The organism is Streptomyces tirandamycinicus (genome assembly GCF_003097515.1).
GTDB lineage: Bacteria > Actinomycetota > Actinomycetes > Streptomycetales > Streptomycetaceae > Streptomyces > Streptomyces tirandamycinicus.
This window is the reverse complement of the sequence record NZ_CP029188.1, coordinates 1,807,510-1,821,976: the sequence shown is the minus strand read 5'-3', so window position 1 is coordinate 1,821,976 and position 14,467 is coordinate 1,807,510. Positions and strand designations below refer to the sequence as shown.

The window sequence follows — 14,467 nt, the reverse complement described above, 5'->3', positions numbered from 1 at the left end:
GGGGCCGGGGCCCTGGTGGAGGAGGACCGGCGCGCGGTGGCCCGGGCCGCGGCGGCATCGCGGGCCGCATCCCGGCCGGTGGCCGTACGGCTCCTGCCGCCGCGGGGCTCCTGGTGTGAGTCTCCTGCTGTGAGTTCCCTGCTGTGAGTTTCCTGCGGGGTCCCTGCCGTGCGGCGGTGGGAGGCTCCCTGCGCCGCACGAGGACGGGACCCGGTGCCCGCTCGTGTGCGGGCTGGTCCCGCCGAGCCGTGGTTTCGATCCGATGAGCACCCCGATCACTCCGAAGGGTGACGAAGTTTTCCCCAACGGTCGCGTTGTCCACCGGAATCAAGGCTGCTCAGCGAGGTTGTGCGGCGTTGCCTACCGTCTGGTGTCATGACTCAGCGATCACACTCTGCGACGAGCGGCCCCGGTCGCGCTCCCGCCTCGGACGGCCGGGCTCGTCACCGCAGGCAGCGGCTGCGGACGGGGAACCGTCCGGTATCGGCAGCGTCCGCGGCCGCTCCGGCTCCGGACACGGCACCGTCCACGGCGTTGCGGTTACGCGCCCACGCCCTCTTCCCGGCGCCGGGCGCACCCCGGACGGGGACGGGCCCGCCACCCGCGCGCTCAGAGGAACCGGCAGCCGGTCAGGCACCGGCGCAGGGCCGGACGGCCCCCGGGTCGGGCGAGCCGGCGGAGTCCGCCGCTCCTCCGGAACGGGGGCGTCGCCGGGCCGGGCCGCCGCCCGGCTCGAGTGACCGGTCACGATCAGGGCGACCGACCGGCGCCGGGCTGTCGCTCCGTGAGCGGACACGGCTGGCCCTGGGGGAGCGGATGCCGTCCTGGGTCCGGCTGCGCTGCGGGCTGGCGCCGAGGACGCTGGCCGCCCTGGCCGTGGTCCTGGCCCTCGGGGTGGTCTTGGCCGTGCAGCACTTCTGGACCGGGCGGCCGGAGCCGGTGCGCGCGCCGCAACTGGTCGGGAGCGCACCTCTCATTCCGGAGGCGACCCCGCCCGGGCCTTCGCCCGGCCCGCCGCCCGCACAGGAGGCCACCGGGCGCATCGTCGTCGATGTGAGCGGCAAGGTGCTGCGGCCGGGCGTCCTCCGGCTCCCGGCAGGGGCCCGGGTCGCCGACGCGCTCCGGGCCGCGGGCGGGGTCGAGGCCGGCACCGATCTCACAGGCCTCAACCGGGCGCGGGTGCTCATGGACGGCGAGCAGGTCGTGGTGGGCCTCCCGCAGCCTCCCGGCGGGCAGCCTCCGGGCACGCAGGGCCCGACGGGCGGGGGAGCTCCGGGCGGAGGGCCGCTCAGTCTCAGCACCGCCACGGTCGAGCAGCTCGACACCCTGCCGGGTGTGGGCCCGGTGCTCGCCCAGCACATCGTGGACTATCGGTCAGAGCACGGCGGCTTCCGCTCGGTCGACGAACTCCGCGAGGTGAAGGGGATCGGTGACCGCCGGTACGAGGACCTGCAACCGCTGGTGCGGCCATGACCGGGACGGCGGCGGGCTCCCCTGAGGCGGAGTCCCGGCCGGAGGCGGCCGACGCCCCCGAGGAGCACCCGGCCGATCTGCGTCTGGTACTGCCCGCGCTCGCCGCCTGGGGCGCGGCGGCGGTCGGTCTGACGGCCCGGCCGCCCTGGCCGGGCCTGACGGTGCTGGGCTGCCTCGCGGCGGCGGGGACCCTTCTGCTGTCCCTGACCGTCCGGGTGGCGCGCCGGCGTTCCTGGCACGGCGCCGGAAACAGGGTCGCCGCCGCCGCCGTTCTGCTGTGCACGGCCGCAGGGACGGCCGCCGGCGCACTGCGCGGCGCGGACCTGTACCGAGGGCCGGTGCCCGAGGCGGCGGGCAAGTACGGCCCGATCACGGCCGAGTTGACCGTCGTCACGGATCCGCGCACGACGCGGCCGCGGATATGGGGTGAGCGTGCGGCGCAGCCGGCCGTTCTGCTCGAGGCGCAGGTCGTCCGCGTCACCGACGCCCACGGGGAGCCGGTGGCCACCAGGGCGCCGGTGCTGGTGATCGTCCGGCCGGGGGCGGCGGCCGGGGCCTGGCTGAGGCTGCTGCCGTCGACACGGCTCACGCTCACCGCCCGCGCGGAGCCACCGGCGGACGACGAAGGCAGGTTCGCGGCCGTACTGCGGGCCCGAGGCACAGGGCCACCCCGGATCACCGGGCCGCCGACCACGGTGCAGCGCGTGGCGGGGGACCTGCGTGCGGGGCTGCGGCGGGCGACCGACGGACTGCCTGCGGACGCACGAGCCCTGCTTCCGGGGCTCGTCGTCGGCGACACCTCCCGCATCGGCACCGAACTGCACGAGGCGTTCAAGGCGACGGACCTCACGCACCTGCTCGCTGTCTCCGGAAGCAATCTCGCCGTCGTCCTCTTCCTGCTCATCGGCCCACCGGGACGGGCACTGAGGGCGGAACGGGGCGGCCTGGCCCCCCGGTTGGGCATCTCGCTACGTGCGACCGCGCTGTTCGGCGGCGCGCTCACCCTGGGGTTCGTGGTGGTGTGCCGGCCGGAACCGAGCGTGCTGCGCGCCGCGGCATGCGGGGCGATCACCCTGCTGGCCATCGGCACCGGCCGGAGCAGATCGCTGCTCCCGGCCCTGGCGGCGGCCGTGCTGCTGCTGGTTCTCTGGGACCCCTGGTCGGCCCGCACCTACGGGTTCCTGCTCTCCGTACTGGCCACGGGCTCGCTCCTCACCCTGGCCCCGCGCTGGAGCGCAGCGCTGCGGCAGCGCGGGGTGCCGGCGCGATGCGCGGGGGCCCTTGCCGCCGCCGCGGCGGCGCAGGCGGTGTGCGCGCCCGTCGTGGTCGTGTTCGCCGAGCGGGTCAGTCTCGTGGCGATCCCCTGCAGTCTCCTCGCCGAGCCGGCCGTGGCGCCCGCCACGGTCCTGGGGTTCACGGCACTCGCCGCCGCACCCCTCTCGATGCCGGTCGCCGAACTGCTGGCACGCTGCGCCGGCTGGCCGGTCGAGTGGATCGCCGGAGTCGCCCGCACCGGTGCCGGTCTCCCCGGTGCACAGGCCGAGTGGCCCGGTGGCTGGCGGGGCGCCCTGCTGCTGTCGGCGGTCACCGCCGCGGCGATGCTGGTGGCGCGCAGGCTGGTCCGGAGTCCCTGGCCCGTCGTGGGATGCGTGCTGCTGCTCGTCCTCGTCGTGCTGCGACCGCCTCAGCTGACCAGGATCGTCTCCGGATGGCCGCCGCCCGGCTGGTCGTTCGCCGTGTGCGACGTCGGCCAGGGCGACGCCACGGTACTGGCCGCCGGTGAAGGGACGGCCGTGGTGGTGGACGCCGGGCCTGACCCGGCACTCACCGACCGGTGCCTGCACGAACTGGGTGTCAGGAGCGTGCCCCTGCTCTTGCTCACCCACTTCCACGCGGATCATGTGGCCGGGCTGCCCGGCGCCCTGCGGGGCAGAACCGTCGGCGCGATCCAGACGACCACCCTCGAAGAGCCACGCGACCAGGCCGAGTTCGTGCGCCGGACCGCCATGGCCGCCGGTGTGCCGCTGATCCGTCCCGGACCGGGCGAGCGACGGCGTACCGGAGGTCTCACCTGGCAGGTGCTCTGGCCCGCGCAGGGGTCCGGCACAAAGCCGGGAGAGCCGAACGACGCGAGCGTCACGCTGCTCGCGCGGACCGGCACGGGTGTGTCGCTGCTGCTACTCGGGGATCTTGAACCCCCCGCGCAGCAGGGCCTGATGCGGGCCCACCCGGCCCTCCCACAGGTCGACGTCCTCAAGGTCGCGCACCACGGGTCCGCGTTCCAGCATTCCGCCCTGCTCGCGGCGGCCCGGCCGAGGCTGGCGCTCATCTCCTGTGGCCTTGGGAACCCCTACGGGCATCCGTCGCCCCGGACCGTCGCCGCTCTGCGATCCCAGGGCGCGCTGGTGATGCGTACCGACACGGACGGAGCGATCGCGGTCATGGGCTCCGGAGGAGGCCTGCGTGCCGTAGCCCGCGGTCCCCGGCACCCGAGGGCCCCCTGAGCGCCTCGCCGCGGACGGCACGGCCTTGACGGGGCGTACCGGGCGGGCCGCGGGGATCCCGGTCGCGGGGACGCCCGGTGCGGCGGTCTGCCCGGTGTCGTGAGGTCCCGGTTCGGCGGTCTGCCCGGTGCCCTGAGGTCCCGGTTCGGCGGTCTGCCCGGTGCCCTGAGTTCCGCCGTCCCGGTCTCCCCGTCTCGGTCTCCGGTCCGTCCGATCAGTCCAGCCATCGGCCGTCGCGCATCAGCAGACGGCCCGGCTGCTCGTTCTCCTCCCGCCAGGCCTTGACCGTGTGCGGGGTGATCCGGAGGAAGACCCGCTGGGTTCCGCCGCGCGGGTCCCAACCGAGCTTCGCGGAGAACGCGTCGGCGGAGTCGGGTGCCAAGGCGTCGCACTCCACGGTCTCGGCCGTGCCGGACAGATGAACCACGTCCGTGGCCGGGCCGACGGTGACGACGGCTTCGCCGCGCGGGGTGGGATTGCGGGCGGTCACGGTGCCGCGCCCGGTGCACATCAGCAGTGTGCCCCGGTCCCACAGGAACCACAGGGGTACGAGTGCGGGTGTGCCGTGCGCTGATGCCGTGGCCACCCAGGCGTCGCGGTCCCGCGCCAGCCGGCCGAGGACATCCTTCCTGCGTTGCGCCCGGCTCCGGGGCGGCTCGGGGTTCGCCATGGTCCGGAACGGTACGCCGCGGGCGCGCCGTGACGCGTCGGGCAGCGGACCGATGTGCCTCCGCCCGGCGTCCTAGGCCTCCTGGCGCATGGCGGGCCGTCCGGCTTTGGGCACAGACTGCACTCATGGACACCGCATCGCAGCCCCTCCGGGAAGAGACCGTCGACGCGTATCTCCGCCGCATCGGGGCTGATCGCCCCCTCCGGGCCGACTCGGAGTCGCTGCGCGGGCTTCAGCAGCGGCATCTGCGGTCCGTGCCGTTCGAGAACCTCTCGATCCACCTGGGCGAGCCCCTCGTCCTGGAGGACAAGCCGCTGCTCGACAAGATCGTCGGGGCGCGCAGGGGCGGGTTCTGCTACGAACTCAACGGTGCGTTCGCGGCGTTGCTGCGCAGCCTCGGTTTCGGAGTCGCCCTGCTCCAGGCCAGGGTCTTCACGGGGGACGGACAGCTCGGCATCCCGTACGACCATCTCGCCCTGCGGGTGGAGACCGACGACGGCATCGGGCCGTGGCTCGCCGACGTGGGATTCGGTGATCACTGCCACCACCCGCTTCTCCTGCGGGAGCGGGGTGATCAGAGCGACCCTGCCGGTGTGTTCCGCATCGTCGAGGCACCGGACGGCGACCTTGATGTGCTGAGGGACGGGAAGCCTCAGTTCCGGCTCGATCCGAGGCCGCGGACGCTGGGGGACTTCGAGGCCGGTGCCTGGTACCACCGCACATCCCCCGCCTCCCACTTCACCCGGAACCTGGTCTGCTCGCGGCTCACGGACGAAGGAAGGATCACCCTGTCCGGACGCCGACTCGTCACCACGGTGCACGGCGAGCGCGCCGAGCGGGAGCTCCGCGACGACGCCGAGGTCCTCACCGCATACCGGGAGCGGTTCGGGCTGGAACTGGACCGGGTGCCGGAGGTCCGGAAGGGTCTCTCCGGGAGCACGGCACAATATGGCGGTGAGTGATGTGAGACATGTGCTCGTCCTGCCGGACCGCGACGCCGCGGAAGAGGTCATCGAGGCGATCGGGGACCACTTCGCTGTGGACGACGAACCCCGCCTGGTGCGGGACGCCCTGGCGGGGGAGGACGACGCCGAGGACGCACAGTGGCTCGTCGTCGTCGAGGACCCGGAAGGCAGGCTGAGCCCCGTCGAGCTGGACGATTTCGTGGCCGACTGGGACGGCTGGCGGGAGGAACCCTAGGCCCGCAGAGCACTCCCCGGCGACTGCCCCCGAACCGGATTCCCGGGCGAGAGGATCAGACCCCGCGCCGAGCTCCCCAGTCCGCGAACCCGCGAACCCGTGAACCCGCGAGCCCGTGAGCCCGCAGTCGATGTCGGTGGCCCGTGGGATGCTGGACCGCGATGGCCACCAGGAAGAACACGAACGACGACCCCCTCACCCCCGTCACGATCGCGGTGGGCCAGGAGGATCTGCTGCTGGACCGCGCCGTGCAGCAGGTGGTGGCGGCCGCCCGGGCCGCCGACCCCGATACGGACGTCCGCGATCTCGCCTCCGACCAACTTCAGCCAGGCACGCTCGCCGAGCTGACGAGCCCCTCGCTCTTCGCCGAGCGCAAGGTCGTCGTCGTGCGGAACGCGCAGGACCTCTCCGCCGACACGATCAAGGACATCAAGGCCTACCTCACCGCACCGGTCGAGGAGATCACGCTGGTTCTGCTGCACGCCGGCGGTGCGAAGGGGAAGGGGCTGCTCGACGCGGCACGCAAGGCGGGCGCACGTGAGGTGGCCTGCCCCAAGACGACCAAGCCGGCGGAGCGACTGACGTTCGTGCGCTCGGAGTTCCGCGCACTGGGGCGGTCCGCGACCCCCGAGGCCTGCCAGACCCTCGTCGACGCCATCGGCAGCGACCTCCGGGAGCTGGCGAGCGCGGTCTCGCAGCTGGTCGCCGATGTCGAGGGCACGATCGACGAGGCCGTCGTCGGCCGCTACTACACCGGGCGTGCCGAGGCGTCCAGCTTCACCGTGGCCGACCGAGCGGTCGAGGGACGCGCGGCCGAGGCGCTGGAGGCGCTGCGCTGGTCGCTCTCCACCGGTGTCGCGCCCGTCCTGATCACCAGCGCGCTGGCCCAGGGGGTAAGGGCGATCGGCAAGTTGTCGTCGGCGCGGGGCGGCCGCCCGGCGGATCTCGCACGCGAGCTCGGCATGCCGCCGTGGAAGATCGACCGCGTCCGGCAGCAGATGCGCGGCTGGACGCCGGACGGGGTGGCCCTCGCCCTGCGCGCCGTGGCGGAGGCGGACGCCGGGGTGAAGGGCGGCGGTGACGACCCGGAGTACGCGCTCGAGAAGGCGGTGGTGACGGTCGCCCGCGCCGCGCGCCTGCGCCGCTGACGTCCCCGGGGCCCGGCTTGCTCCCGGTGCCCGCCGTCCTTCCTGCGTCTTCGCCGCTGTCGCATGACCGGTGGCGCTCGGCGGCCCCGGGCTCGGCCCCTGGCCCTCCGCCGCCCCTCTCCTGTTGTCCCGTCACGGCCGTTCCCCGGGAGCAACCGCCCGCCCCGGCCCTCGTGCGCCGGAGCCCGGCGGTCCGCCCGCCCCGGCCTTCCTGCGTCGGAGCCCGGCGGTCCGCCCGCCCCGGCCCTCCTGCGCCGGAGCCCGGCCGCCCGCCCTGCCCGGGACCTGCGGTCGGGCGCCCAAGCGAAAACCCCGCTCTCCCGAACCGGGGAAGAACGGGGAAGCGGGGTCTTCGGTTCCGGCCGGGGCCGGGAAGTCGGTGGATTCGCACCCGCGTGGCGAACGCAGGCCGCGTGCGAACCCGGGGTGCCGGTCCGGGGACGGATGAGAGAGGGCCCGTCTGGTCCGGTCCGGCGATCAAGTCGTCCGGCGGATCACCCCGAGAGGGCGGCTGCCGGAGGTCCCGGGGTCACCCGGGGCGAAAGCTCAGCCCTGGAGGGAGGCAACCTTGGACGCCAGCGCCGACTTCTTGTTGGCGGCGGCGTTCTTGTGGATGACACCCTTGGAGACGGCCTTGTCGAGCTTGCGGGACGCCTCGCGAGCGGCCACGGTGGCCTTCTCGACGTCGCCGGCCGCGACAGCCTCACGGGCCTTGCGGATCGCGGTCTTGAGCGAGGACTTGACGGCCTTGTTGCGCAGGCGCGCCTTCTCGTTCGTCTTGTTCCGCTTGATCTGGGACTTGATGTTCGCCACGAAAGAGCCTTTTCAGGATTGATGATCTTTGAAGGCGTGTCCCTCACCCGCGACCTTCCGGGGCGGCCTTCCGAGGACACGACTCTTCCGAGCGCATGACCCGTCCGGGCGCGGAGGTGCCTCCGGAGAGGACACACGAGACACAGCTGGCCAGACTACCAGCGCGGCTCCGACCGGCCCAAACCGAGCGCAGCCCCGCAGCCATGGGAGCATGGAGGCTGCGTATCGATCCGACATCGACCCGAGACGAGCGCTCGGCGCTCAAGAATCAGGACCCTGCGTGCCCGCGACCCCTCCCCATGTGCCCGAGCCGAGCCGTACGGACCCGGCGCTGATCCGCAACTTCTGCATCATCGCGCACATCGACCACGGCAAGTCGACGCTTGCCGACCGGATGCTCCAGCTGACCGGCGTGGTCGAGCAGCGGCAGATGCGCGCCCAGTACCTGGACCGCATGGACATCGAGCGTGAGCGCGGTATCACGATCAAGTCCCAGGCCGTGCGTCTGCCCTGGGCGCCCACCACGGGCGACGATCAGGGGCGTACCCATATCCTCAACATGATCGACACCCCGGGCCACGTCGACTTCACCTACGAGGTGTCCCGCTCGCTCGCCGCGTGCGAGGGCACGATCCTGCTGGTGGACGCGGCCCAGGGCATCGAGGCGCAGACCCTCGCCAACCTCTACCTGGCGATGGAGAACGACCTCACCATCGTGCCGGTGCTCAACAAGATCGACTTGCCGGCCGCGCAGCCCGAGAAGTTCTCCGAGGAACTCGCCAACCTCATCGGGTGCGACCCCTCGGACGTCCTGAGGGTCTCGGCCAAGACGGGCATGGGCGTGGAGGCGCTGCTGGACCGGGTGGTGCGGGAGGTACCGGCCCCGGTCGGCGTCAAGGACGCCCCCGCCCGCGCGATGATCTTCGACTCGGTCTACGACTCCTACCGGGGCGTCGTGACCTATGTCCGTGTCGTCGACGGCCAGCTCAACAAGCGCGAGCGCATCCGGATGATGTCCACCGGCGCGACCCACGAGCTGCTGGAGATCGGTACCAACTCCCCGGAGATGCTGGCGGCCGACGGCCTCGGCGTCGGCGAGGTCGGCTACCTGATCACCGGTGTGAAGGACGTCCGCCAGTCGAAGGTGGGTGACACCATCACCCAGCAGACCAAGGGTGCCACCGAGGCGCTCGGCGGCTACAAGGACCCCAAGCCGATGGTGTTCTCGGGCCTCTACCCCCTCGACGGATCGGACTACCCCGAGCTGCGCGACGCACTCGACAAGCTGCAGCTCAACGACGCCGCGCTGGTCTACGAGCCGGAGACGAGCGCCGCCCTGGGCTTCGGCTTCCGGGTCGGCTTCCTCGGGCTGCTCCACCTCGACGTCATCCGCGAGCGCCTGGAGCGCGAGTTCGGTCTCGACCTGATCGCGACCGCCCCGAACGTGGTCTACCGGGTGGTCATGGAGGACGGCACCGAGCACACCGTCACCAACCCGAGCGAGTTCCCCGAGGGCAAGATCGCCGACGTTCACGAGCCGGTCGTGCGGGCGACGATCCTGGCGCCGAGCGAGTTCATCGGCTCGATCATGGAGCTCTGCCAGAACCGCCGCGGCGTGCTGCTCGGCATGGACTACCTCTCCGAGGACCGGGTGGAGATCCGCTACACCCTTCCCCTCGCCGAGATCGTCTTCGACTTCTTCGACCAGCTGAAGTCCAAGACCCGCGGGTACGCCTCCCTGGACTACGAGCCCACCGGCGAGCAGGGCGCCCAGCTGGTGAAGGTGGACATCCTGCTGCACGGCGACAAGGTCGACGCCTTCTCGGCCATCACCCACCGGGACCAGGCGTACGCGTACGGAGTGCGGCTCGTCGCCAAGCTCAAGGAGCTCATCCCGCGCCAGGCCTTCGAGGTGCCGGTCCAGGCCGCCATCGGCTCCCGGGTCATCGCCCGCGAGACCATCCGGGCCATCCGCAAGGACGTCCTCGCCAAGTGCTACGGCGGTGACATCTCCCGTAAGCGGAAGCTGCTGGAGAAGCAGAAGGAGGGCAAGAAGCGGATGAAGATGGTCGGCTCGGTGGAGGTGCCCCAGGAGGCCTTCATCGCCGTGCTGTCCAGTGACGACTCCGGGGGCGGCAAGGCGAAGAAGTAGTGCGGGGGTAACGCGAAAGCACCAGTCGCACCCGTTCGTCCGTGTTGTCCCACAGGCCCGTGTACCCCCGGTACACGGGCCTGTTCGTTATCAAGCGGCAGCCCGCGGCCCCTTACGCGGCGCAGCGCGGCGCTCTACCCTGATCAGGCCCGAGGGTTACTCGCGAGTTAAACAACTGTGACCAGTGGGGCAACCAGCCAGTCATGCAGCAACGCCGCAGCAGGCCCGGAGGATGTCGTGAGCGACACACAGAATCTGATCGAGAACCGACCGCCCTCCGTGGCGACGCTCTTCGTCCAGCGCGTGGCGGCCACTCCCGACGCGGAGGCCTATCGCCATCCGGTCCCCGCCGCCTCCGGGCAGGGGCCTGACGAGTGGAAGTCGCTGAGCTGGCAGGAGGCGGCCGATCGGGTCTACGCCATCGCGGCCGGACTGATCGAACTGGGTGTCCGCCCCGAGGAGCGGGTGGCGCTCGCCTCCGCGACCCGGGTCGAGTGGATCCTCGCGGACCTCGGCATCCTCTGTGCGGGCGCGGCCACGACCACGGTGTACCCGCAGACGAACGCGGAGGAGTCCGCGTACATCCTGGCCGACTCCGAGAGCAGGGTGCTGATCGCCGAGGACGCCACCCAGCTGGCCAAGGCCCGCGAGCGGCGCGCCGAGCTGCCGCACCTGAAGCATGTGGTCGTGATCGACGAAGCAGGTGCGCAGCCGGCCGAGGGAGACCCCGAGGGGTGGGTCCTCTCGCTCGCCGAGCTGGAGGCGCGGGGTGCCGCCCACCTCACCGACAACCCCGGTGCGGTCAAGGAGCGGGTCGAGGCGATCACCGCCGGCCAGCTCGCCACCCTCATCTACACCTCGGGCACCACGGGCCGCCCCAAGGGCGTCCGGCTGCCGCACGACAACTGGTCCTACATGGCCAAGGCGATCGCCTCGACCGGCCTGGTCACCAAGGACGACGTCCAGTACCTCTGGCTGCCGCTGGCGCACGTCTTCGGCAAGGTGCTGACCTCCGGCCAGATCGAGGTCGGCCACGTCACCGCCGTCGACGGCCGGGTCGACAAGATCATCGAGAACCTGCCGGTGGTCCAGCCGACGTACATGGCGGCCGTGCCGCGCATCTTCGAGAAGGTCTACAACGGCGTCGCCGCCAAGGCGCGGGCCGGCGGAGCCGCCAAGTACAAGATCTTCCAGTGGGCGGCCGGCGTCGCGCGCGCCTACGCCAAGGAGTCCCAGGACAACTACCGCCGCACCGGCACCGCCTCGGCGTCCCTCGGCCTCACCATGAAGCACAAGGTCGCCGACGCGCTCGTCTACTCCAAGCTCCGCGAGGCCTTCGGCGGCCGCCTGCGCGCCGCCGTCTCCGGCTCCGCCGCCCTCTCGCCCGAGATCGGCTTCTTCTTCGCCGGCGCCGGTATCCACATCCTGGAGGGCTACGGGCTCACCGAGTCGAGTGCCGCCTCCTTCGTCAACCCCGGCGAGGCGTACCGCACCGGCACGGTCGGCAAGCCGCTGCCCGGCTGCGAGGTGCGCATCGCGGACGACGGCGAGATCCTGCTGCGCGGCCCGGGGATCATGGAGGGCTACCACGGGCTGCCGGAGAAGACGGCCGAGGTCCTGGAGTCCGACGGCTGGTTCCACACCGGCGACATCGGCGAGCTCTCCCCCGACGGCTACCTCAAGATCACGGACCGCAAGAAGGACCTGATCAAGACCTCCGGCGGCAAGTACATCGCGCCCGCCGAGGTCGAGGGCCAGTTCAAGGCGGTGTGCCCGTTCGTGTCGAACATCCTGGTGCACGGCGCGGACCGCAACTACTGCACGGCGCTCATCGCGCTCGACGAGGCCGCCATCCTGGGCTGGGCCAAGGAGAACGGCCTGGAGGGCAGGCCGTACGCGGAGGTCGTCGCCGCCCCGCAGACCGAGCGGCTCATCGAGGGCTATGTGCAGCGGCTCAACGGGACGCTCCAGCGCTGGCAGACCATCAAGAAGTTCCGCCTGCTGCCGCGCGACCTCGACGTCGAGCACGGCGAACTGACGCCCAGCCTGAAGCTGAAGCGCCCGGTGGTCGAGCGTGAGTACAAGGACCTCATCGAAGGCATGTACGAGGGCGCCCGCGAGGCGTGACAGCACCGCCCGCGAGGCAAGGCCCGGCGTCCGCGAGGCGTGACGCCACTGCCCGCGAGGCGTGACAGCACCGCTCGGCGGCCCGTCGCCCGGCTCTCGCCGCGACGGGCCGCCGAGCCGTTTCCGGCGTCCGGGCATGCTCCCGGCGTCCTCCCTCCTCCTTCTCCCTGCCTTCTCCCCGCCTGCCCGCGGCGTCCTCCCCGACCTGTCCCCGGCCTGGTCCCTGCCTCTCCCCGGCCCGCTCCCCGCCTCTCCCCGGCCCGCTCGCGGCCGCGCCCGCCTACCCCGTACAGCCTCACTTCGATGACTCCGTGCTTATGGGCGCGCTCGTTCTGTCACTCTGTCCGTGTCGTCATTGCCCCACGGGCAATACGGCAGGGAAGCAGAGCGCACAGACCCGGCCGCCAGACAGACCGGACAGGAGCCGCCGCGTGGGGTCCGTTCCGATGCAGCAGGAGACCACTCATCGTTCGGTGCACCTGCTCCCGCCGTACGGCGACGCACGCCCGGTCGCCCGCACCAGCCTGCCCGCAAGCCCGCACACCGCCTCCGCTGCCCGCCGCTTCGTCCGGGCCGCACTCGCCGACTGGACGCGGCTCGGGCTGGTCACCACACGGGGCACCGACCGGCTCGCCGACGAGGCCGATCTCGTCGTCAGCGAACTCGCCACCAACGCCGTCGTCCACGCGGGCACCGGCGTCGAGGTACTCGCCCGGCTCGACCCGGCCATCGGCGACGACCCGGCCGCCCTGGTGGTCGAGGTCTCCGACCGCCATCCGGCGCGCGCGGTGCGCGGCGACGGCCCCGAGCCGGAGAGCACCGCCCCGGAGGAACCCGAGTACGGACGCGGGCTTCATCTCGTCGCCACGCTCGCCGCGTCCTGGGGGATCACCTACCGGCCGGGCCTCAAGACGGTCTGGGCGCGCCTTCCGCTCGACGGCTTCGCCTGCCTGCCCCCGGCAGCGGACTGCGCGGCGCCCCGGCAGCGCGGGGCACGGACCGCCGACAGCCTCGCCCCCTCACCGCGCGGAGGCGTTCGCGACGAGCGCGGCGCGGAGTGCGCCCGAGGCGAGCGCGGCGACGAGCGCACACGGGACGAGCGCACATGGGTCGGCCGAGGCGCGCTGTCCTTCCTCGCCGAGGCGTCCGACCTGCTCGCCGGTCAGCTCGACGAGGACATGGTCACCGCGCTCGCCGGGCAGCTGCTAGTGCCCAGGCTCGCCGACTGGTGCGCGATCTGGCTGGACGGCGAGGCGGGCCCGGCGCCCCGGCCCGCCCGGGTCTGGCACGCCGACGAGTCCGCCATCGAGGCCCTCCGGGAAGCCCTGGCGGGGGACCCGCCGCGGCTGCCGGACGAGCCGCGCGGGACCGCCGTACCGGTCCGGTCCCCCTGGCCGCCCGCCGGCAGGGGCAGCGCCGTCGCGTTCCGCCTGACCGTCGGAGCCCGGCCGCTGGGGACGCTGCTGCTCGGCCGGGAGGCGCCGCCCGGCGTCCCCGACGAGGCGGCAGCCCTGCTGGAGGACTTCGCCCGCCGTGTCGGCCTCGCGATCGGCGCCGCCCGCCAGTACACCCGGCAGGCCACGATCAGCCGCGTTCTGCAGCGCGGCCTGCTGCCCGCCCAGGTCGCCCGCATCCCCGGAGTCGACAGTTCGCTGGTGTACGAGCCGAGCGACGAGGGCCTCGCGGGGGGCGACTTCTACGACATCTTCCCGGCGGGCAGCGGCGGCCGCTGGTGCTTCATGCTCGGCGACGTCCAGGGCAGCGGTCCCGAGGCCGCCGTGGTCACCGGCCTCGCCCGGCCCTGGCTGAGACTGCTCGCTCGCGAGGGCTACCAGGTCGCCGGGGTGCTCGACCGGCTGAACGGACTCCTCCTCGACGACGCACTGGAGGCCGCCGAGGCGGCGGCACTGATGGCGGTGGGCCACCCCGCCGCCGGTGCCGCGGCCGCCCACGAGGGACCTCAGTCCCGGTTCCTGTCGCTGCTCTACGGCGAACTGGCACCGCTGCCGGAGGGCGGTGTCCGCTGCACCCTCGCCTGCGCCGGACATCCGCTTCCCCTGCTCCTCCGCCCCGACGGCACCGTCCGCCCCGCCGCCGCCTCCCAGCTGCTCCTCGGTGTCGTCGGGGACGTCGCGTACGAGAGCCAGACCTTCGAGCTCACGCCCGGCGACACTCTGCTCTGCGTCACCGACGGGGTCACCGAGCGCCGCTCCGGGCACCGGATGTTCGACGACGAGGACGGGCTCGCCCGGGCACTCGCCGACTGCGCCGGACTCACCGCGGAGGGCGTGGCGGACCGGATACGCCGGGCGGTGCACGCGTTCGCCGAGACCCCGCCGGACGACGACCTGGCGCTGCTGGTGCTGCAGACCCGCTGACC

The 14,467-nt window shown here is 72.8% G+C and carries 10 protein-coding genes; 8 read left to right on the top strand and 2 right to left on the bottom strand.

The window, feature by feature from the left end:
* Nucleotides 1-816 precede the first annotated feature (816 nt).
* Together DDW44_RS33325 and DDW44_RS08130 are read left to right on the top strand one after the other, a co-directional pair.
* On the top strand, nt 817-1,473 hold the full coding sequence (locus DDW44_RS33325) for a ComEA family DNA-binding protein (RefSeq protein WP_108906006.1): 657 nt from the start codon (nt 817-819) through the stop codon (nt 1,471-1,473).
* Nucleotides 1,470-3,977 carry a ComEC/Rec2 family competence protein gene (locus DDW44_RS08130; protein WP_108906005.1) on the top strand — a complete coding sequence of 836 codons (2,508 nt, stop codon included), beginning with the start codon at nt 1,470-1,472 and terminating at the stop codon, nt 3,975-3,977. Before DDW44_RS33325 ends, DDW44_RS08130 begins: the two co-directional genes overlap by 4 nt.
* A gap of 214 nt (nt 3,978-4,191) precedes the next feature.
* Here DDW44_RS08130 and DDW44_RS08125 read toward each other — a convergent pair whose 3' ends face one another.
* A complete protein-coding gene (locus tag DDW44_RS08125) occupies nt 4,192-4,647 on the bottom strand; it encodes a pyridoxamine 5'-phosphate oxidase family protein (RefSeq protein WP_108906004.1) in 456 nt (151 codons plus the stop codon).
* A gap of 125 nt (nt 4,648-4,772) precedes the next feature.
* Here DDW44_RS08125 and DDW44_RS08120 point away from each other — a divergent pair, with 125 nt between their 5' ends.
* The 3 genes from DDW44_RS08120 (at nt 4,773) to holA (ending at nt 6,995) form a co-directional block, all read left to right on the top strand.
* On the top strand, nt 4,773-5,609 hold the full coding sequence (locus tag DDW44_RS08120; protein ID WP_108906003.1) for an arylamine N-acetyltransferase family protein: 837 nt from the start codon (nt 4,773-4,775) through the stop codon (nt 5,607-5,609).
* Complete coding sequence (locus tag DDW44_RS08115; RefSeq protein ID WP_108908761.1) at nt 5,602-5,847, top strand: hypothetical protein; 246 nt, start codon at nt 5,602-5,604, stop codon at nt 5,845-5,847. The genes DDW44_RS08120 and DDW44_RS08115 overlap by 8 nt, the downstream gene beginning before the upstream one ends.
* A 161-nt stretch (nt 5,848-6,008) precedes the next feature.
* Complete coding sequence (gene holA, locus DDW44_RS08110) at nt 6,009-6,995, top strand: DNA polymerase III subunit delta (protein ID WP_108906002.1); 987 nt, start codon at nt 6,009-6,011, stop codon at nt 6,993-6,995.
* A gap of 546 nt (nt 6,996-7,541) precedes the next feature.
* Here the strand turns inward: holA and rpsT are convergent.
* A complete protein-coding gene (rpsT, locus tag DDW44_RS08105) occupies nt 7,542-7,808 on the bottom strand; it encodes a 30S ribosomal protein S20 (protein ID WP_017944951.1) in 267 nt (88 codons plus the stop codon).
* Nucleotides 7,809-8,088: 280 nt separating this feature from the next.
* Here rpsT and lepA point away from each other — a divergent pair, with 280 nt between their 5' ends.
* From lepA to DDW44_RS08090, 3 genes are all read left to right on the top strand, one after another.
* Nucleotides 8,089-9,960: a translation elongation factor 4 gene (lepA, locus tag DDW44_RS08100; RefSeq protein WP_026164827.1), complete on the top strand. Its 1,872-nt coding sequence runs from the start codon at nt 8,089-8,091 to the stop codon at nt 9,958-9,960.
* A 237-nt stretch (nt 9,961-10,197) separates the two neighbouring features.
* On the top strand, nt 10,198-12,087 hold the full coding sequence (locus DDW44_RS08095; protein ID WP_166802723.1) for an AMP-dependent synthetase/ligase: 1,890 nt from the start codon (nt 10,198-10,200) through the stop codon (nt 12,085-12,087).
* 446 nt (nt 12,088-12,533) lie between these two features.
* Nucleotides 12,534-14,465 (top strand): SpoIIE family protein phosphatase, encoded by a 1,932-nt coding sequence (locus DDW44_RS08090; protein WP_108906000.1) that lies wholly within the window; start codon nt 12,534-12,536, stop codon nt 14,463-14,465.
* The last annotated feature ends 2 nt before the right edge of the window (nt 14,466-14,467 follow it).